Source organism: Caldithrix abyssi DSM 13497 (assembly GCF_001886815.1).
In the GTDB taxonomy this organism is placed as follows: Bacteria; Calditrichota; Calditrichia; order Calditrichales; family Calditrichaceae; genus Caldithrix; species Caldithrix abyssi.
The window spans coordinates 4,881,843-4,901,750 of the sequence record NZ_CP018099.1 but is presented as its reverse complement, the minus strand read 5'-3'; the positions used below and the strand labels follow the sequence as shown (position 1 = coordinate 4,901,750).

Genomic DNA, 19,908 nt, shown 5'->3' with positions numbered 1-19,908 from the left:
AAGTAAGAAGCGCCGCTGTAATCCCTGAATACGGGCGATGTTTGTGACGGAGTTTCGGCAGGAGGAGGTGCCTGCCAATCAGCGGGTGTTTGCTTTTAAAGAGAAACGAATTAAATTTTAAATGAACAACGAAATAAATTCAGCCGCCATCAAGGAAATAAACGGAGGATAAAATGCAAAAAGCGCTGTACCTTTTAATTACTTTGTTATTGCTTGTTTCCCCTTCGCTGGCAGGGGAAAAACGAGCCATTACCTTTGAAGATTTTTTTACCTTAAAACGCATGCATTCGGTTACGGTCAGTCCCGACGGGCAGCAGGTAGCCTTTTGTTTAACCACGCCGAACATAGAAGAGAATTCGTTTAAGACGGATATTTTTCTTTACGATTTAAAAGCAGGAGAACTGCGCCAGATAACGCGCGCTGCGTCATCGAGCTCCCACCCTGTGTGGACGCCGGATGGAAAAACGCTTTATTTCAATCGTTCAGGGCAGATCTGGAAAATCAGCCTGCAGGGCGGAGAGGCGCAACAGGTAACCGATTTTGTGGCCGGGGCGGCCAATGCGGTAATCAGTCCCGATGGAAAAAAAATGATGTTCAGCGCAGAAGTGTATCCGGAATGCGAAACGTTTGAATGTTTAAAGCAAAAAATCGATTCGGTGAAAAACAGCAAAGTTAAAGCGCGCGTTATTGATCAATTGTTCTATCGGCACTGGAATCGCTGGCTGGAGGGCAAACGGTCGCACGTTTTTCTGGCTACGATTGAGGGGGAGGTGCTAAAAGACATAACGCCTGGCGATTACGATACGCCGCCATTGGACCTTGGCGGGCAGCACGATTATGTTTTTTCGCCGGACGGAAAAGAGATTTGTTTTGTACGAAACACGGATTCTATTGTAGCGGCAAGCACCAACAATGATTTGTTTATTTACGATATTGTCAGCGGCGAGACGGTTCGGCTTACCAAAAACAAAGGAAACGACAATAATCCGACCTACTCTCCTGACGGGCGTTATCTGGCTTATCTTTCCATGGAGCGTCCCGGGTTTGAAGCCGATCGACGCCGCATAATGCTTTTTGACCGAAAGAAGAGGACAACCCGGGAGTTAACCGCAGGTTTCCCTTATTCGGTTAGCTCCATTTTCTGGCGAAACAACAAGGAGCTGTTTTTTACCTGCGGCGAGCACGGCGCTTACAGTATTTACAGAGTGGATATTAAAAAAGGCAGAATTCGACCGGTGCTAAAAGGGCACACGGTTTCCGACGTGCAGTTGGCCGGTAAAAATACGTTGATATTCCGGGAACAAAATGAGGCTATGCCGTATGAGCTTTTTAAATTTGATTTGAAAAAGAAGAAACGCCAGCAATTGACGTTTGTTAACAAAGCAGTGTTAGATCAGCTTGAATTGCCGCGGCTGGAAGAATTTGTGTTTATTGGCGCGAAAGGCGACAGCGTTCATGGGTACATTTTACGACCGCCTTTTTTTGAAGAGGGCAAAACGTATCCGGCCATTGAACTGATCCACGGCGGGCCGCAGGGGGCATGGGAGCGAGAATTCCATTTTCGCTGGAATTATCAGATGTTTGCCGCGCCCGGCTATGTGGTTTTTGCCATTAATTTTCACGGCAGCAGTGGTTATGGTCAGGAGTTTACCGATGCCGTTTCTAAAGACTGGGGCGGGGCGCCCTATGAGGATATTTTAACAGGAACGGAGTGGGTTTTTGACAACTATCCTTTTATTGACCGCAATCGTGTGGGCGCAGCGGGCGCATCTTACGGCGGTTTTATGATTAACTGGATTGCAGGAGATAAGCATCCGTTTAAGTGTTTTGTGTCGCACGATGGGGTTTTTGAACAGGTGAGTATGTATGGCGCCACCGAAGAGCTGTGGTTTCCGGAGTGGGAGTTTAACGGCACGCCCTGGGATGAAGGATCGCTGTACCAGAAGTGGAATCCTGCCAGTCCCGAACGCGTGCGTCGCTTTCAAACGCCCATGCTTATTGTGCACGGCGAACATGACTACCGCGTGCCTTACACCCAGGGGCTGCAAATTTTTACGGCTCTGCAGCGCCAGGGGATTGAATCGCGTCTTTTGTTCTTCCCGGACGAAGACCATTTTGTAACCAGGCCCCAAAATGCGCGGCTGTGGTGGCAAACGGTTCACAACTGGTTTGCCAGGTTTTTAAAGTGATTTTTATGGCAGCAGGTTTAAAAAAAGGAGTAGAAACCGATGATTTCTGAGGCGACTAAAAAACTAATTTTGCAATTTCAAAAGATAGAAATTACAGAATACCATATTTACAAGGTACTTGCCCGCAAGGCAAAAGGAAAAAACAAAGAGGTTTTAAATAAAATAGCCGAGGACGAACTGCGGCATAGTGAATTCTGGGCTAAATATACGGGCGTAAAAATAAAGCCCAGCCGCTTCACGATTTTAAAGTATTTGATGATCGAAAAGATACTTGGCTTAACATTCACCATCAAAATGATGGAGAAGGGTGAAGAGCAGGCAGAAAAGAATTATCAAGCCATTCTTGCCGAAATACCAGAAGCGCAACAGATCATTAATGAGGAAAATGAGCATGAGAAAATGCTGGTTGAGATGATTGATGAGCGAAAGATTGAATACATCGGCTCCATGGTGTTGGGCTTAAATGATGCTCTGGTAGAATTGACGGGGGCTCTGGCCGGATTGAGCCTGGCTTTGCAGTCAACCAGACTCATCGGACTTGCCGGAATGATTACAGGGGTGGCCGCTTCGCTTTCCATGGCGGCTTCGGAATATCTTTCAAAAAAATCGGAGGCCGGCGATCAAAATCCTCTCGTCGCTTCATTTTACACAGGCGTTGCCTATGTTTTTACCGTTACTTTACTGGTCGGCCCTTTTTTCTTTTACACGCATTATCTGGTGGCCATGGCCAACACACTGGTTTTTGTCGTTTTGATAATCTGGTTTTTCTCCTTTTTTGTTTCGGTGGTCAAAGAGCTGGACTTTAAACGAATTTTTGTTGAGATGATGGTGATCAGCCTGGGAGTCGCTGCGGTTTCTTTTTTGATCGGGTTGGTGGCCCGTCATTTTCTGGGCATTGATGTGGGGTGATTCCTGCTTAACAACACGTAGGGCGGGCTGATTGTGTTTTGCGAACGGTGTCTGGTTTGAAGTTATGACACGGTTTCTAAACGAAAAATAAAGCGCTGGAATGCAAGGACAAAATTTATTCAGGTGTCAGGGCAGGCTGGCCCGTTCGTTTTTTTTGCCTGATTTCATGTTGATCTGTGTTATTTTTTCTTTTACTGGTTTTAGCAGCTTGAGTTGATTAAATTCAAACAGTCTAAAAATAATGGCAATCATTTATTAGAAGTTCAGATATGTATGGTTTTAAAATCAAAATCGGAATCATTTTTGTTGTTTTGTTTTTCATGTTGATTAATGCCTGCTCTTTCCCGGAAAGGAAAAGAGCGATAAAAAAGCAGCCCATACTGGTTGATCGGTTTCGGCCGTTGCCGGAGATCAGGCTTAAAGACGATAGCGATCGTCAATTTGTTTTTTCCAACAAAATTGCAGGCTTCTTTACCGGCCATACGCATCGATATAACAGCACGAATTTTGAAGGATGGACCGTTAATGAAGTGCATCTGTTAAAGGACTACCGGTTGTTTCAAAACGGGCGCGAGCTGAAACGCGACCGGCTGCGTGCATTTGTGTTACGACCGTACGGCTTTGAAAGAATTTATGCGAACGGAACGGTAGAATCGTTTGTGCCGCTTGATTCTGTCGATGCCTTGTTCATTAAAATTAAAGCGGATAAGGGCGATCGGATTGTATTGAATTTAACCGACTATAAAAAGGATGTTTCTGCAAAAACGCCGGAAGTGGTTGTAAAACGCCGCTCTTTCAACGGCTTGCAATTGAAGGCCAACTATTTTAAGGCAAATGACGGACAGCATTACTTTATTCTGAGGTACGGCAAGTTTAGCGCGGATGATTCGATCTCTGTAAGAGAGATTGAAAACTTTGAAAAGGCGGCGGCCAGGCGTAAAGAGCGGATGGAGCAGTTACTGCAAAGATATCCCTTTTTTGTTAGAAATCGGCAGGTGATGAAGGCCTTACAATGGTCGCTTTTTTCGCTGGACGCTTTGGTCACGCAGCAAAAAGGCGCGGGGATATGGGCCGGTTTGCCGTGGTTCAACAATTACTGGGGACGGGACACATTTATTTCTTTTCACGGCGCGTTATTAGTTAACGGCCAATTTGAGACAGCGAAAAGTATTTTGCGCAATTTTGCCCGCTTTCAGATGAAAGATGAAAACAGCCGGGAACTGGGGCGGATTCCGAATCGCATTACCAATAATGAAACGATTTACAACACGGCAGACGGCACGTGGTGGTTTATTCGGGCTATTTACGAATATTTTCTTTACACAGGGGATCAATCGTTTTTACAGGAGATGTTTCCCTATGTTCGTCGAGCGCTTGAGGGCGCGATTGGCAAACGAGTAGATGAGCTCGGCTTTTTAACGCACAGGGACGCCGAAACCTGGATGGACGCCGTGGGCTCAGAAGGGCCATGGTCGCCGAGGGGCAATCGAGCCGTGGAGATTCAGGCTTTGTGGTACACGGCCCTACAGATTGGCGCGCAGATGGCCAAAAATATCGAGGGAGAAGATAGCCAGGGGCAAAAGTGGCTGCTCTTATCGCGCAAAGTTAAAGATCATTTTAATCGTTACTACTGGAATGAAACAAGACAAGCGCTGTACGATCATTTAAATGCAGACGGCACTGCCGATCAACAAATTCGTCCCAATCAAATGTTCGCGGTAACCGTTCCGGATTTACCGGGGATTGAGCCTTTGCTTACACGCCAGCGGCAGGAGGCGGTGGCCCGCTTTGTTACCAGCCACTTAACGACGCCTTATGGGGTGCTTTCATTGTGGTACAAAGATGAGAACTTCCATCCCTATCACCATTATTTGCCGTATTATGTGCCGGATGCCGCCTATCACAACGGGCTGATCTGGTGCTGGCTGGCCGGGCCGGCGATTAGTGGTCAGGTTAAATTTGATCAGGAAGGCAGCGCCGGGCAGTTGTTTTTGAATGAGGTGGATCAGATATTGAACTTTGACGCGATCGGAAGTTTTGCGGAGTTGGTGGAACCGGTTTTACGGAAAGGTGAACAGCGGCCGAGAATTTCCGGAACCATTTCTCAGGCCTGGAGCCTGGCGGAGTTTTTGCGCAATTTTTACCATGATCTGGTTGGTTATCAGCCGATTGCTCATGAAAATCGAGTTTTGTTTCAGCCCCATTTGATTGACGGAATCGAAGAGATTCGTTGTCGGGTTCCGTTTAAAGATGACCATCTGGATGTACACCTGCAAAAGACAGCGACCGGAATGAAGTTTCGCTTGCATTCAAATTTTCCGCATCAGAGGATCGATGGTTATGTGCGGTTTCCGGGGGATTCCATTCCGGTAAAGATATTTATTCCGGATTCCGGACGGGATTTTGAATATGAATTTATTGCCGCCGACACAACTTCGGATTCCGTTAAGCTTGCCCGCCGCTGGCATCTGGCAAAAATTGATTCAGGCCTTAAATTTGCGACCATTTACAAGATTCCTTTTAAGTTATTAAGAGGCAAACAGGTCTTTTCCCCTATTGGTCGAAATGGCCCAACGGTAATTTACCAAAGGGATGAACTGCATGATGACACCGGTCAAAATGGAATGTTTACCTATCCAGAAAACAAGGTTTTTGAAGAGGGCATTACTGATCTTAAAAGTTTAACGATTTATGACAATGATTCGACGTGGGGCTTTCGGATTGATTTGCGGAATCTGGTGGACCCTGGCTGGCATCCGGAATATGGTTTTCAATTAACGTTTGTTGCCATCGCTGTGAACGATCCCACGCTGGGCGGCGTATATTCGACGGAGGTGGGGCATCTGGCGCAATACAGGTTGCCGAATCGTCGTAAATTTAATCGGATTATTTATGTCGGAGGCGGACTGGAAATTCGGGATGGAAAAGATCGGCGCATTGCCCTGTTTGTGCCAGTGGATGGAAAGCATCCGTTAGGTTATGTCCAACACAAGCAGATTCGCTTTCAGATTCCCAAAGAGTTTTTGCCAGGGCTGAATCGTAAGAGCAAGATTACGGTGCTTTGTGGATTGCAGGATGATCATGGCGGCTCCGGTCTGGGCGATTTTCGCGCTGTATTAGAAAATGCCGGTCAATGGCATGGCGGCGGCGCCCGCGGCAGGCACTCTTCTAATGTTTATGATGTTCTTATGGTGAATTAGAAATTTTTGCAAAGCGAAGGGAGGTACTTTTAAGGCGGAATGGCTTTACCTTTCTTGCCCAACCCTTCTCGATCTCCCTCTCCCAGAATAAAAATATGGGAGAGGGGGAGGAACTTGCCGGGGAGAATTTCTTCCGACGGTGGGCGCGATGTCTTCGTCGGCCAAATTCTGTTCAACCATTCGCTTAAACGACTTTTTAACTCATACACTTTTTTTGCTCAACAGTGGATGGGATTCTTATTTTTTGCCCTCACCCCCTCACTCCCCCTCTCCCAGAACAAGAATCTGGGAGAGGGGGAAGAACTTGCCGGGGAGAATTTCTGCCGACGGTGTACGTGATGCCTTCGCCGGTAAATTTCTGATCAACCATTCGCTTAAACGACTTTTTAACTCATACACTTTTTTTGCTCAACAGTGGAAAGGATTCTTATTTTTTGCCCTCACCCCCTCACTCCCCCTCTCCCAGAACAAGAATCTGGGAGAGGGGAAGAACTTGCCGGGGAGAATTTCTTCCGACAGCGGACGTGATGCCTTCGCCGGTAAATTTCTGTTCAACCATTCGCTTAAACGACTTTTTAACTCATACACTTTTTTTGCTCAACAGTGGATGGGATTCTTATTTTTTGCCCTCACCCCCTCACTCCCCCTCTCCCAGAACAAGAATCTGGGAGAGGGGGAAGAACTTGCCGGGGAGAATTTCTGCCGACGGTGTACGTGATGTCTTCGCCGGTAAATTTCTGATCAACCATTCGCTTAAACGACTTTTTAACTCATACATTTTTTTTGCTCAACAGTGGATGGGATTCACCCGGGCTTGAGCCTCATCCCTTCTGTGAGGCTGTTGCATGGGGGGGAGGAATTAATGCTTATATTCTCCGATATTGATAATTTTTTCTCATTCTTAAGCGTTGGGCAAAATATAGAATTAAAAACGCCAAAATATTCTTTGAAAATAAAATTAATAGATCATCTTTTTCTTGTGATGCTGTTATAAACGCTGCTAAACGTTTCCCTAACATATTTTTAAATAGAACATTAATATTATGCCCAATACACATTAACGTAAATTCACTACGAACATTATTAAGACCAGATAAGGAAAATCCACGATAGCCTAAATTATGCTTCAAGTTACCAAAAACAGGTTCAACTGTCACCGAACGCTTTTTTAGTCGTTCCTGCGCCGCTGAAGTTTGTAACTTTTTCGCCATACGTTCGCAATAACTCTCATTAACTGAACGATGGATTTGCTTAACTTTCTTTTTACTGGAAATACATAAATTAATTAAGGGACAGTCCTGACAATCATTGGAACGATATACGATCCGTTCGCTATTCCTCTCAACTGGAAAAAGCTTCTTACCCGCCGGACATTCATAGTAATCTCCCTGTTCATGATACACAAAATCACTTCGTTTTAGTTTTCTTTCTTCTTTTTGCAATTCTTCCTTGGAGGTCGGTGTCTCCTTTATCGAACGATTGGATAACTGGGGATCGGCTATTACGGCATCGATCTGCTTTTCTTCCAATTCTTTTAGGTCTGCGCTATTGTGATAACCGGAATCGGCTGTGTAAGATCGCTTATCATCTGAACCAAGATTCTTCTCTACTTGTTCTTGGATCGGTATGAATTGACCCTGGTCGTTGGGCTGGCTTACCACTTCATGGGCTACAATTAAATGACTGGACATATCTACGCCTAATTGTGCGTTATAACCCGGCCCATCCACCGAAGGCATCATGCGGGCATCCGGCTCTTTTACATTTATTTGATGTCTTGAACGATGTTCTGATTTGAGCTGTTTCTTACGCTCTTTCAATTGGGCTTTACGTTCTAATATCTCTTTCTCTAAGCGCTCAAGCCGTTCTTTCTCCGCTCGAAGAGTTTCTAAATCTAATTCATCCGTGGCCCCCTGTTCTACAAAATTACAGCGCTGCATGTATTGCTTGATCTCTGCTCTTAACTTCTCTATACGTTTGTCTAATTGATCCTCAGTGTAGCCATGACGCTTACTGCTGTGCGCTTTGATTTTCGTGCCATCTATGGCTATCTGGTTGAAACTACTTATGCCTTCGGCCTGGGCAATTAAAAGTATCTCTACAAAATATTGGTCTAATAAATCCAAATGTGCCTTGCGAAAACGACTTAATGTACTATGATCCGGATGCTGATTCCCAGTGATATAAATGTAGCGCGTATCAAATTTACACAATTCCTCCAGCTTACGGGTGCTGGTAATGCCGTTACTATAAGCATAAAACCATAAGGCAAGCATCATGTCTGGGGCATAAGAATCACCGCCTTGCGAACTATAACGGGAATAAAGTGCACTTAAATCAAGGCGCGAAACCAACTCCACTACAAATCGACTCTTTGGATCGTCTCTGGCAAAATCTTCCACACTATAGCCAAAGAGATTCATTTGTGAGCGATTATAAGTAATAAAACTCATGGAATTCCTTTGTTATTACTTGTTTTATCTGTCGCCCAGAATTTACAAATTTTTTGAATTTTACTCAAACTGAATTTGCAACAGCCTCCTGTGCGGGAATTATGAATTACAGCCCTGTGACCAGTCATCTAACTACTTAACTTTTACACTCCTCCTCTCGCCAGGGCGGAAGCAGACAGGGCCTGCCGGTACCCAATTCACCATTAAACTAATCAACCATTGAGCCATTCCAGCACCATAAAAAGTTGCGCATGTAAAACTTTTACAGAAAAAGCTCTCTTTTGTTGATTGGCAACAAACGGATAATTTCATCTATTTAAAAACCACTGGTCGAAGATGATGGCCATGGCCGCCAGAGTGGTGAGGGTTAAAATAGCTGGACGCAAGTATCCTCTGTCTAAGATGCGAGCGGTTTTTTTAGAAAAGAAAAAGCCGAGCAGCACACCGGGTAAAAGCCATAGTGCACGATGCACATCGGCTAAGGTAAATTTCCCGACAATAGCCAGAGAGACTAACGACACAATGGTGCCGAGAATAAAGATAGCGGCTAAAGTTCCGCGAATTTTTGGGCCGCTCTCACGTTGAAAGACTAAGGCCATGGGCGCTCCGCCAATGGCGGCAACGGTTGCCATAAAACCGGAGACCACGCCGGCGCTGATTAAATTTTTACGGTTTAACGCTAATTTGATGCCTGCCACGCTCAAAATAACGGCAATAATAACCAGAAGGGCAAAAAGAGGTTTTAGATGTTGGGCCGGGAATATGGTTAAGAAATAAGCGCCTATAATGCTGCCAATAACTCTACCGATGGCGGCAAAGCTAAATTCTTCAAAGCGAACGGCGGAGCGCTCGCGTACAAACATGAGGCTTGTTAAGACCAGCGCAACTAACAAAAGCGGCGCGGGCACAAAGGCCGGATCAATCAACACCAACAATGGAACGGCAAAGGGGCCTAAACCAAAGCCAATGGAACCCTGCAGCATGGAGCCGACAAAGGAAATCAGAAAGACAACAGCGAAAAGAAGAAGTTCACTCATAGAATTCTTTCATTTTGATTTAAGTGTTAAGATAAAATATTTTTATTTATGATTCTACTCTAAGACAGAATAGCCCCAGCCAAAACCAACCGCAACGCGCGCAAAGTAATTTTTTAGCAGATTACGCCAATAATCGCAGAAAAATATTTAACATTTAAGACTAAAGCTTAGCAAACTGGCGCTCTACTATTCGGGCACAGCCTCCCGCTCCGCGTGATAATTCGTAATTTTTAATTTTTAATTCTATTATAGCATAGCAGCAAACAAAAATATTCCTGCAGGAATTTAAGCGACCACCGAGCGCACAAAAAATTCACAAAAGGCATAAAGAATGTTTTAAATTAAAAATCGTTTCAATTGCCATCGCCCCCTTTCCAAGAAAAAGAGTCTGGGAGAGTGGGAAGAACTGTTCGTTGGAAATTTTTCTCCAATGATGTTCAATATTTGCGCATTTGTAAATTTCTATTCAACCATTCAACTAATTAACTATTCAACCAATCCAACAGCACAAAGTTTTTCAAATCCCGCCCGGGCGGGACTAGATCTTTCAGAGGAAGTATCCTATTCCCTTCACCTTTCCAACAATTTTACAAACAGGGAAAAATGAAGTGGGTTTTTATTTATTTTTAAGGGCATTTCCTTTCGTGTTCATTTGAAATTGTTACACGAAAGGTTGCTATTACCGCGCAACGATTGGGTTAACCGGCGCGAGCACGCAAAAAAACTTTGAATTATCGATTCATGCCCTGCGTGCTCGAGGCCGTGCTTAACCCATCTTGAACAAAATTTAAGCCCAAATCACCAAATTTCCACCTTCGGTTTTTGTAAGTTATTGGTTTTTTTGGATCGAGTTTTCGAGATGTCGTTGTAGTGCCCCATACTATATTGGTTTCCCCCTTGACTTAATTGACTGATATGATTATATTTGAACATGTTTATTAAAGAAGTCACAAAAAAGAATAAAGGGTACGATAAAACCTTCGTTTACCATCAATTGGTCGAATCCTATCGTACTGAAAAAGGCCCAAGACAAAGAAAATTGCTCAACCTGGGCAAGCTTACCATTCCTAAAGACCAATGGAAAACACTTGCCAATCGCATCGAAGAGATCATAAGCGGACAAACTTCACTGATCGAAGTGGATGAGCAAATTGAACAATTAGCCCAGCGCTATGCCTCGCTTTTAATTCAAAACAAACTAAAACAAGAAAAGGTAGAAAAAAAAGAAAGCCCACAGGAAACCGAGACCATTTTTACGGGCTCTGTCAAATTCAGAGATGCTCGCAGTATAGGAGGCGAATACATCAGTTTGATGATGTTAAGAAAGCTTAAGTTCAATGAACTTTTAAAAAAGCTGGGCTTTAAGGAGAAGGATATTAAACTGGCCGAACTGTTGATCGTTGGGCGCCTGGTGCACCCCTCAAGCGAATGGGCGACCTTACGCTGGGTCAAAAAGCAAAGCGCCATCGATGAGCTTTTAGAGTTAGACCTTTCAAGACTTTCTCACAATAAACTTTATCGAATTACGGATCAATTATTAGAACATAAGGACAAAATCGAAAATGGTTTGGTAGAGCAAGAACGACTGTTATTTTCTTTGCAGGAAAAGATCATCCTGTACGATTTAACCAATACATATTTTGAGAGCAGCCGTACCAGCGAGCTCAAGGCTCGCGGACGCAGTAAAGACAAGCGTTACGATATGCCCCTGGTGACTTTAGGCCTGGTATTGGATGAGGATGGATTCCCCAAGGAGAGTCGTCTTTTCTCTGGCAATGTTTCCGAACCAGAGACTTTGTCTAAAATTCTGGATACGATAGGCGGCAAAGTCAGGAAATTGATTATTTTAGATGCCGGGATTGCCACAGAAGAGAACTTGCAACTGATCACAAAGCGTGGACACGACTATCTGGTTGTCTCACGCAGTAAACCGGAAATCGAGATCGAAGAAAATGCTTTTAAAGAGATTAATCACGATCAACGCCATAAAGTGGAAGCCTATCTTTACCGTAAGGATAAAGAGCTTTATTTATACTGTCGCAGCGCCTCAAGGCAAAAGAAAGAGGAAGCCATTCGACAATTTCATCAGCAGCGCTTTGAGGCGGAGTTGAAATATGCGGCGGAGAGTTTGCACAAGAAACGAGGCACCAAGAAATATTCCAAGGTTTTAGAACGCATTGGCCGCATAAAGGAACGTCATGCAAAGGTGGCCTATTTTTATGATATTACGGTTGAGCACCATAATGGTATCGTAACAGAGATCAGCTGGAAGATAAAAGACGAGCAAAAGATGGATGATCGATTTTCCGGCACATATTATTTGCGGACGAGTCGTCTGGATTTAACAGATCGCCAGATCTGGCAACTCTACATCAGTTTAACGGATGTGGAGGATGGATTTCGCTCGTTGAAGAGTGAGTTAGGCTTAAGGCCTAATTTTCACCAGAAGGATAAGCGCATTGAGGGGCATATTTTCATTTCGATTTTAGCCTTTCATGTATTGATAAGTCTTCAAAAACAATTACATGATGCCGGCGTTTATCATCGCTGGTCAACCATTCGTGAATTACTTTCCGTACAGCAGCGCGTAAGCGTTGAGATGAAAACGCAGAAAGGAGATTTATTAGTCATAAGAGATACGACCGAGCCGGAAGCGATCCATTATTTAATGGCGCAGGCATTGAAGATCAAGCCCAAGCCATTAGGCAGTAAAAAGATAAGAGTTTGAATATTGTAGTGGTAATAAAAAAGAACGACATGTTGTTTTTAAATAACTTAAATCGTTTTAGTGTTCAAGATGGGTTAAGCTTTTGTTGTTTAATTTAGTTTAATTTGATTTTTTGTTTTTAAGAAAATAAAATAAGGCTAAAAAAATAAAGAAAACCAAATTACCATACAACATTAACTCACCATACAAAGAAGTAGAACCAGAATAATTAAAAATTAAATATAATCCGATTAAAAAAGTAAAAATGAAGTAAATAAAATATTTTTTCATTACATTAATCTCCATTAATTATTCTGTTTGATTTTCTGGGGCATGAGTTGAAATATATGTATCAAATTTATTGGCTCAGCGGGAGGTGGACTTTTTGCCGCTCCTACGTGCCGTTATTTGATCTTAACAAAAAAGGCTTTTCATTTCCTCTAAGTTGCTGCGACCATAAAGGCGAATATGTACGTTTAACGTTGAGCTAACCAGCGCCAAAATTATTTCACCATATTTTCAGACCAGCAGGATTGCGCACAACTACACCAACCTTTTAAATTGCCGCCCGCGTTTTGGCGTCTGGTTGAGCGACCGGTTAAACGCCTGAACAAAATGCGTTAACCTGCTTGATGACAAAATACCAAACAAACCTGCGCCAGGCAAGCAGCAACGCTAATTTTTTACAACGTCTTTAAAACAAGGCAAAAAGGCCACACCTTAAAGAAAGAAGCTATTTCAAATTCAATGTACTTTTTGCCGCTCTTACGTGCCGTTATTTAATCTTAACAAAAAAGGTTTCACATTTCCTCTAAGTTGCTGCGACCATAAAGGCGAATATGTACGTTTAACGATAGGCTTAACCAGCGCCAAAATTATTTCACCGTATTTTCAAACCAGCAGGATTGCGCACAACTAAACCAACCTTTCAAATTGCCGCCAGCGTTTTGGCGTCTGGTTGAGCGACCGGTTAAACGCCTGAACAAATTACGTTAACCTGCTTGATGACAAAATACCAAACAAACCTGCGTCAGGCAAGCATCAACGCTATTTTTTTTCAACATCTTTAGAACAAGGCAAAAAGGCCATACCTTAAATAAAGAAGCTATTTCAATTCAATGGACTTTTTGCCGCTCTTACGTGCCGTAATTGGATATTAACAAAAAAGGTTTCTCATTTCCTCCAAGTTGCTGCGACCATAAAGGCGAATATGTACGTTTAACGATTGAGCTAACCGGATTTGCCACGCGCCAAAAACTTTTCACTTGCCGAAGACTATCTCACTGGGCAATTTCGTTGCCTGCGTGGCAAATTCCGTGTTTAGCGTTTTGTTAGGAGCCATTTTAATTTTTATTATATTTTACAAAATCTTTAGCCAAATTTAAAAAAAAATCAATACGATTCGCTGGTATTAATGGAATGAGCAATAGTCCATTTTCATTCAAAAAAAATTTTGATATTTTTGAAGAATTTAACATTTTTGTATGACTTGAAACAAAATATATCCAAAATCCACCACCAAAAATAAAACGATATGTTCTATGGCCATTTATTCTTAAAAAAATTGGTGGATAAATAAAATCGTCTAATACTTTATTTGGTTCCATAAGAACCATAATAAAAAGGCAAGGATATTTTAATTTACTACCAGGATCTTCATTTAGTAACATTTGTCGAATTTTTTCTTCATGCGGGCCTAAACTAACGCCTTTAAAAAAATCCAGTTCTGAAATAGATGCGCGCCATAGTAATGATAACTGAAAAAATTTAAATTTAGCGTAGTCTAGTCCTTCTATTTTAATAGGATTTCCATTTGTAATTAAAATTTCTTTTCCACCATAAAATATTCGTCTTACATAATCTTCCCATTTACTTAATTTATTTTCGCAATCATCACATAATAATCTTTCACGTAAACCTTTTTGTTCATATCTGAATTTTTGTTCTTCATTCAAAGGTATTACATTAAATCTATGCCTTTTATCATAAAGTGGTTTATAAAAAAATTCAGGTATTATATGCGAATTTCTTAATTCTTTATCATTATGACATAATTTACATTTCATGGAGATGTTTACTCTATTTTTTGCTCCTAACGCCCAAGCTCACCTGCCGCTATGGAGCGCCAGCGGAATAGCGGTCAGGTGGAGCGCTTTGTAGCAGAATTAATTCCAAAGATTTTCATAAATATCCTTATAGTTAGAAAGTTCTATTACTTTAATTCCAATTTGATTCAAGAATAACTTTTTGCCACGGCTTGTGCTGCCATTTTTGGCAATGTACCAACCTTGCATTCTTCTTTTTTTAAACTTATTGAAATATTTTGCTCTCTCAATCAACAGCCATCTTAAAAATACTTCATTTTCTTCTAAACCAAGCCCAAAAATAAAAAGAGATTTATTGAAAACAATATGAAGCCAAGTTTTTGCTCCTGGCCAATTGTGTACATTTTTACCTGCAAATAATCTTTCTTCATTTCCTTTATGGATCATTCTACGAGCACGCTCTACTGATCCCATATAATGAGTTAGACCAAGTCGAATACTACGAAAATATTTTTGCATCCCATTTATGTGCCAGACACCAAATCCATCAGTGGGATAGTTCAATCTCGATAAACTATAATAAGATTCCCAAGGATAAAAATCAGTAAATCCTCCAGTTGAAGTTCTGTATAAATTTAATCTTCCTGCTTTTTGAAATGTATTGTCAAAATTAGTTGTTAATACCGGAGTGTTAAATCGCATGGCAAATTTGATAAAATTTACATGGTGTTTTTGAAAACTCCACTTATTCATTAGGTTACAGAATTCTTTTTGTAAATTTATAGTAGAACCATTATTTGTGTTATTCAATTCCAAAATATCATAAAACTCGGTCAACGATATTCCCAATGGAACATCGCTTTTATATTCGCCGATGACTTTTCTCCATAATTCAAGGAGTAATTGATCCCAAGATGAATTTCCTTCTATCAAGCCATACCGATTTATTCCATTACCTACTACAAAGGCGATATTTTTTATATGGTCTTTTTTTATTTGTTTTACATTATCAACATGCATTTAATTATCCTGCTAACGATGAGCTAACCTGCGCCAAAATTATTTCACTGTATTTTCAAACCACCAGGATTGCGCACAACTACACCACCCTTTCAAATTGCCGCCCGCGTTTTGGCGTCTGGTTGAGCGACCGGTTAAACGCCTGAACAAAATGCGTTAACCTGCTTGATGATAAAATACCAAACAAACCTGCGTCAGGCAAGCAGCAACGCTAATTTTTTACAACGTTTTTGGAACAAGGCAAAAAGGCCACACCTTAAATAAAAAAGCTATTTCAACTCAATGGACTTTTTGCCGTTCCTCCGTGCCGTTATTTAATCTTAACAAAAAAGGTTTCACATTTCATCTAAGTTGCTGCGACCATAAAGGCGAATATGTACGTTTAACGACGGAGCTAACCGGATTTGCCACGCGCACAAAAACTTTCACTTGGCAAAAACGCTCTCACTGGGCAAATTCATGCCCCGCGTGGCAAATTCCGTGTTGAGCGATTTGTTAGGGAATATGACTACTGTTGTATTATACGACTTTCTTTAATGGTATTATGCGACCATTTGAGAATCTTTTTATACTTACTCCACCTGTAGTCATCAAAACAGAAAATTTCATCACCGTTCTTTAAATATATGATAAATTCATGCTCATGTTCTGTATATTTGTTATCACTTAAACGAATTCTATCTATCCTGTCAATCTTATCCCAAGTAAATAGTATATTTTCCCCATTAGTATTTGTTAAAATCCCTTGCGGAATAATTTTCTCAGAATAATGTCTATATTTAAATTTATTAACAATAATTTTAATTAAATTCGTTTTAATAATTAAAAAGTAAACTGCAATAATTTCATAAATTATTACTATCAAATATTTTAAATAAAATGGCTTTATCAATATAAATATTAAGAAATAAGCGGGAAGCACAAACAATACATATAAAATAAATATTAAAAACAAAATTGAAAGAAAATATGCCAATAATTTTTCAGAGAGTTTTTCTTTACCGTCATAAATGATTATTTCTTCAGGATTATTATTTTCAAAATTTTCATTATAGGTGGTCAATAATTTTTTACCAAAATTATCTATGAACAGTTTTCTGACTTCAAACTTATTTTTAATTAATTCATAATTGATATTTCCCTTTTTAGTTTTAATATTTTTAGATGTTAAGCCCAATATTTCATTGAAATGTACAACTTTATTTGGCCTAACATAGTATTTAAATATTACTGTTTGTGATTTTTCATTAATTTCAATACATCTTATTAATTTAAAAAATAAAACGTTTATTATTAATGGAAATAATAACAGTAGGCTAATAATTAATTGGAAATCATATTTTGAATCATATATTATTATAAATATTAGTGATAAAGTTAATATAATAAAAAACACAAAAGACAAAATTAATTTACGACCATATTCAGGACAAAGTCTTCTCATAATAAGTTAAAAGTGGTTTTTCCCTAACGATTTGCTTAACCGGCGCCAAAATTATTTCACTGTATTTTCCAACCAGCAGGGCAGCGCACAACTACACCAACCTTTCAAATTGCCGCCCGCGTTTTGGCGTCTGGTTGAGCGACTGGTTAAACGCCTGAACAAAATGCGTTACCCTGCTTGATGACAAAATACCAAACAAACCTGCGCCAGGCAAGCAGCAACGCTAATTTTTTACAACGTCTTTAGAGCAAGGCAAAAAGGCCACACCTTAAATAAAAAAAGCTATTTCAAAATCAATGGACTTTTTGCCGCTCTTACGTGCCGTTATTTAATCTTAACAAAAAAGGTTTCTCATTTCCTCTAAGTTGCTGCGACCATAAAGGCGAATATGGACGTTTAACGGTTTGCGTTACCTGCGTGTGGGCGGGCGTGGATTCGGCCTGGGAAGCAGGAAAAACTCGAAGCTAGGAAAATGCTCATAAATCGCGCAGACTCCCACACGTCAGGTGCACGCTTTGTTAGCCCGCTTGTTGCCATAAAGGTATTCTTTCATTGGGCGAAAGCCATGACTGTTTCTCGATAAGCGGCAAAAATAATCATCAATATTCCAAGACCGAGACAGAACATTTCAGACACTGACAATTTTATTTGTCTTATGTTCTTAAGCCTTTTGCCTTGCCATTGTTTCAGGCTTTCGTAATTATACAGCCCAATATTTGCGGTAGCAGAAATGACAAGCACGTACGCAAGCATTTCAATTCCACCAATGCCCATACCAAGTGCCATACCATCTAAAGCATTAAATTGTTTCAAATCAGATGCGGCAAAGGAATTAGTGCCAGACACCAACCCAGAAACAATTCCCAAAACAACAGGGACAATATAGCCTATGGGAACATGCCTGAATTGTTGAAGGTTGGTTAATATGCAAACAACAATGACCACACTAAGATTGAACAGCAAGGTGAGACTAAACTCACTCCAAAATGATGATGCTGAAGCAACAAATGAGCCAATCGCCGAATATGGACTACCACGCATGAATCCTTCAGGTAAAAAATGATAGCCCAGCAAAAAAGAAAACAGATTTAGAAGAGAATACAGCCCATAAAGCCATAAAACTCGTTTGAACACGTTTTCTTCTACTTGAGCGTTCATATTTTCTCCATAAAACGCTACTGCTTATTGCACGAGCGGGCTAACGATGAGCTAACCAGCGCCAAAATTATTTCACCGTATTTTCAAACCAGCAGGGCAGCGCACAACTACACCAACCTTTCAAAGCACCGCCCGCGTTTTGGCGTCTGGTTAAGCGACCGGTTAAACGCCTGAACAAAATGCGTTACCCAACTTTACTACAAAATACCAAACAAACCTGCGCTATGCAAGCAGCAATGCTAATTTTTTACAGCATCTTTAGAACAAGGCAAAAAGGCCACACCTTAAATAAAAAAGCTATTCCAACTCAATGGACTTTTTGCCGCTCCTACGTGCCGTTATTTAATCTTAACAAAAAAGGTCTTTCTTTTCCTCTAAGTTGATGCGACCATAAAGGCGAATATGTACGTTTAACGACAAGGTTAACCTGCCCGCCGACATTAAAAAACAATACCTTATGAATAGCACAAAACGTGATTACTCGTCATAACTTCCGAAACTCGCCGGTGCGAGGCGGGTCAGGTTGAACCTTTTGTTATGGGCTGCACTACCTGAGCTTTTATTTGTTTTGTTTGTGAGTTTGTAAGATTAGAGTATTCTCGTATAAAATATTTTTTCAAATCTTCATCATGAATGTTCTCACCTAGCGATGAAAGACTTGCTTTAATTAATTTAATAATTCCTGAGCCTGGACCGTCAAGTTCTATTAGTTTTAGATTAATATAATTCTTAAGAACATAATCTTCTCTACGCATAGCAAATACGACTGGATATAGTAATTGCCGTTCTTTAAATAGATTTTTCAGTTTTGCAAATCTGTTTTCTCCTTTTGCTACTTTACTTTGAATCAATTTTTCTGCTTGGTAAGTTTCAGCAAAGACAATATCAGAGTTAATAGAATCATCAATTACGGTAGCCAATAAATCTTGAATAGACAATTCGTTTTTACTAGCAATTCTTGAAATATTTCCTTCAAAATGCTTTTTAATCATTCTATGAGATAATTCACCTTCAATACAAATAACATTCAAGTTGTTTATATTATTAATGAAATCTATCGCTTGCTCGAATGTTTTAGGTTCTAAGTTTTTAAAATACTTGTTTTCGCAATTGTAGTATAAGCCTATTTCTGAATAAAATAATGGCAGTGAAAAAGAAAGAAGTTTTGAACGTTCATTAGTCTCAAAAATTGGTGTAGCAATAATATCCATTATGAATTTATTGTTATTATCTTTTTCGTATAATACTTTGACTAGATTTTGCCAAGAAACTCTATAATATTCCTTATTAATTTTACCGTTAAAAATAATTTTTAATATATCTATACCAATTCCAATTGGATCCCCATCATTATCAAAGTCCAACATTGGAGGATAATGAAGCGAACCAAACCTTATACCATTTTCAAGTATCTCTTCCCAGCGCTTAATAAACGGTGTTGTTTTAGATTTTAGTATTAATATCTCTTCTTTTGCTTCTGTTAATTCTTCTTCTAATGACTCAATCTTTTCCTTTTGTTTATAAACTTTATGCCTTCTGAACAAAACGACAAACAAGGTTACAAGAAACCACCAAAAATATGTTGAAAGAAAAATATTTTTGTAGATCCATTTGAAAAAACTTACAAATGACAGTTTGTCAATTGAAGCCCAAATACCCAACCCAGTTAGAGCTAAAGTAATCGCAATTCCTATTTGCCAATCTAGTTTTTGATAAAAAACCTTTTCTTGTAGTCTGACCATATAC

General features: G+C 40.5%; 13 protein-coding genes. 6 read left to right on the top strand and 7 right to left on the bottom strand.

Translation table 11 applies throughout. From position 1 onward, the window contains the following. Positions 1 to 173 precede the first annotated feature (173 nt). The 4 genes from Cabys_RS19265 to Cabys_RS19250 all read left to right on the top strand — a co-directional run bounded on the left by Cabys_RS19265 (position 174) and on the right by Cabys_RS19250 (position 7,016). Positions 174 to 2,189, top strand: a complete 2,016-nt coding sequence (locus Cabys_RS19265) for a S9 family peptidase (RefSeq protein ID WP_006927674.1) — start codon at positions 174 to 176, stop codon at positions 2,187 to 2,189. A gap of 39 nt (positions 2,190 to 2,228) precedes the next feature. Next, the gene (locus Cabys_RS19260) at positions 2,229 to 3,098 is read left to right on the top strand and encodes a VIT1/CCC1 transporter family protein (protein ID WP_006927675.1); all 870 of its coding nucleotides are present in this window, start codon (positions 2,229 to 2,231) and stop codon (positions 3,096 to 3,098) included. A 269-nt stretch (positions 3,099 to 3,367) separates the two neighbouring features. Continuing rightward, positions 3,368 to 6,298 carry an amylo-alpha-1,6-glucosidase gene (locus Cabys_RS19255; RefSeq protein ID WP_006927676.1) on the top strand — a complete coding sequence of 977 codons (2,931 nt, stop codon included), beginning with the start codon at positions 3,368 to 3,370 and terminating at the stop codon, positions 6,296 to 6,298. 304 nt (positions 6,299 to 6,602) lie between these two features. Continuing rightward, the gene (locus Cabys_RS19250) at positions 6,603 to 7,016 is read left to right on the top strand and encodes a hypothetical protein (protein WP_071961312.1); all 414 of its coding nucleotides are present in this window, start codon (positions 6,603 to 6,605) and stop codon (positions 7,014 to 7,016) included. A gap of 148 nt (positions 7,017 to 7,164) precedes the next feature. On the opposite strand, the gene Cabys_RS19245 is transcribed toward Cabys_RS19250, so the two are convergent. Together Cabys_RS19245 and Cabys_RS19240 are read right to left on the bottom strand one after the other, a co-directional pair. Beyond that, the gene (locus Cabys_RS19245; protein WP_006927392.1) at positions 7,165 to 8,751 is read right to left on the bottom strand and encodes an IS1182 family transposase; all 1,587 of its coding nucleotides are present in this window, start codon (positions 8,749 to 8,751) and stop codon (positions 7,165 to 7,167) included. A 308-nt stretch (positions 8,752 to 9,059) separates the two neighbouring features. Further along, on the bottom strand, positions 9,060 to 9,788 hold the full coding sequence (locus Cabys_RS19240) for a sulfite exporter TauE/SafE family protein (protein ID WP_006927677.1): 729 nt from the start codon (positions 9,786 to 9,788) through the stop codon (positions 9,060 to 9,062). A 931-nt stretch (positions 9,789 to 10,719) separates the two neighbouring features. On the opposite strand from Cabys_RS19240, the gene Cabys_RS19235 reads away from it, so the two are divergent. Continuing rightward, positions 10,720 to 12,516 carry an IS1634 family transposase gene (locus tag Cabys_RS19235; protein ID WP_071961311.1) on the top strand — a complete coding sequence of 599 codons (1,797 nt, stop codon included), beginning with the start codon at positions 10,720 to 10,722 and terminating at the stop codon, positions 12,514 to 12,516. A 1,322-nt stretch (positions 12,517 to 13,838) separates the two neighbouring features. On the opposite strand, the gene Cabys_RS19230 is transcribed toward Cabys_RS19235, so the two are convergent. The 4 genes from Cabys_RS19230 to Cabys_RS19215 form a co-directional block, all read right to left on the bottom strand. Next, a complete protein-coding gene (locus Cabys_RS19230) occupies positions 13,839 to 14,561 on the bottom strand; it encodes a hypothetical protein (protein ID WP_006927680.1) in 723 nt (240 codons plus the stop codon). Positions 14,562 to 14,660: 99 nt separating this feature from the next. Then, a complete protein-coding gene (locus Cabys_RS19225; protein ID WP_006927681.1) occupies positions 14,661 to 15,560 on the bottom strand; it encodes a hypothetical protein in 900 nt (299 codons plus the stop codon). 508 nt (positions 15,561 to 16,068) lie between these two features. Then, positions 16,069 to 17,004 carry a hypothetical protein gene (locus tag Cabys_RS19220; protein ID WP_006927682.1) on the bottom strand — a complete coding sequence of 312 codons (936 nt, stop codon included), beginning with the start codon at positions 17,002 to 17,004 and terminating at the stop codon, positions 16,069 to 16,071. A 549-nt stretch (positions 17,005 to 17,553) separates the two neighbouring features. Beyond that, positions 17,554 to 18,162 carry a hypothetical protein gene (locus tag Cabys_RS19215; RefSeq protein WP_006927683.1) on the bottom strand — a complete coding sequence of 203 codons (609 nt, stop codon included), beginning with the start codon at positions 18,160 to 18,162 and terminating at the stop codon, positions 17,554 to 17,556. Here Cabys_RS19215 and Cabys_RS19950 point away from each other — a divergent pair. Beyond that, entirely contained in the window at positions 18,151 to 18,336 is a 186-nt protein-coding gene (locus tag Cabys_RS19950; protein ID WP_150109248.1) for a hypothetical protein, read from the top strand. The two genes, Cabys_RS19215 and Cabys_RS19950, sit on opposite strands and share 12 nt — an antisense overlap. Positions 18,337 to 18,680: 344 nt before the next feature. On the opposite strand, the gene Cabys_RS19210 is transcribed toward Cabys_RS19950, so the two are convergent. Then, complete coding sequence (locus Cabys_RS19210; protein WP_006927684.1) at positions 18,681 to 19,904, bottom strand: substrate-binding periplasmic protein; 1,224 nt, start codon at positions 19,902 to 19,904, stop codon at positions 18,681 to 18,683. Positions 19,905 to 19,908: the final 4 nt, after the last annotated feature.

What these genes read in the sequence shown, in the direction of transcription:
- Cabys_RS19215 (WP_006927683.1), bottom strand. Translation starts at nt 18,162, where the DNA reads ATGAACGCTCAAGTAGAAGAAAACGTGTTCAAACGAGTTTTATGGCTT.
- Cabys_RS19265 (WP_006927674.1), top strand. Translation starts at nt 174, where the DNA reads ATGCAAAAAGCGCTGTACCTTTTAATTACTTTGTTATTGCTTGTTTCC.
- Cabys_RS19260 (WP_006927675.1), top strand. Translation starts at nt 2,229, where the DNA reads ATGATTTCTGAGGCGACTAAAAAACTAATTTTGCAATTTCAAAAGATA.
- Cabys_RS19245 (WP_006927392.1), bottom strand. Translation starts at nt 8,751, where the DNA reads ATGAGTTTTATTACTTATAATCGCTCACAAATGAATCTCTTTGGCTAT.
- Cabys_RS19225 (WP_006927681.1), bottom strand. Translation starts at nt 15,560, where the DNA reads ATGCATGTTGATAATGTAAAACAAATAAAAAAAGACCATATAAAAAAT.
- Cabys_RS19255 (WP_006927676.1), top strand. Translation starts at nt 3,368, where the DNA reads ATGTATGGTTTTAAAATCAAAATCGGAATCATTTTTGTTGTTTTGTTT.
- Cabys_RS19210 (WP_006927684.1), bottom strand. Translation starts at nt 19,904, where the DNA reads ATGGTCAGACTACAAGAAAAGGTTTTTTATCAAAAACTAGATTGGCAA.
- Cabys_RS19230 (WP_006927680.1), bottom strand. Translation starts at nt 14,561, where the DNA reads ATGAAATGTAAATTATGTCATAATGATAAAGAATTAAGAAATTCGCAT.
- Cabys_RS19235 (WP_071961311.1), top strand. Translation starts at nt 10,720, where the DNA reads ATGTTTATTAAAGAAGTCACAAAAAAGAATAAAGGGTACGATAAAACC.
- Cabys_RS19240 (WP_006927677.1), bottom strand. Translation starts at nt 9,788, where the DNA reads ATGAGTGAACTTCTTCTTTTCGCTGTTGTCTTTCTGATTTCCTTTGTC.
- Cabys_RS19220 (WP_006927682.1), bottom strand. Translation starts at nt 17,004, where the DNA reads ATGAGAAGACTTTGTCCTGAATATGGTCGTAAATTAATTTTGTCTTTT.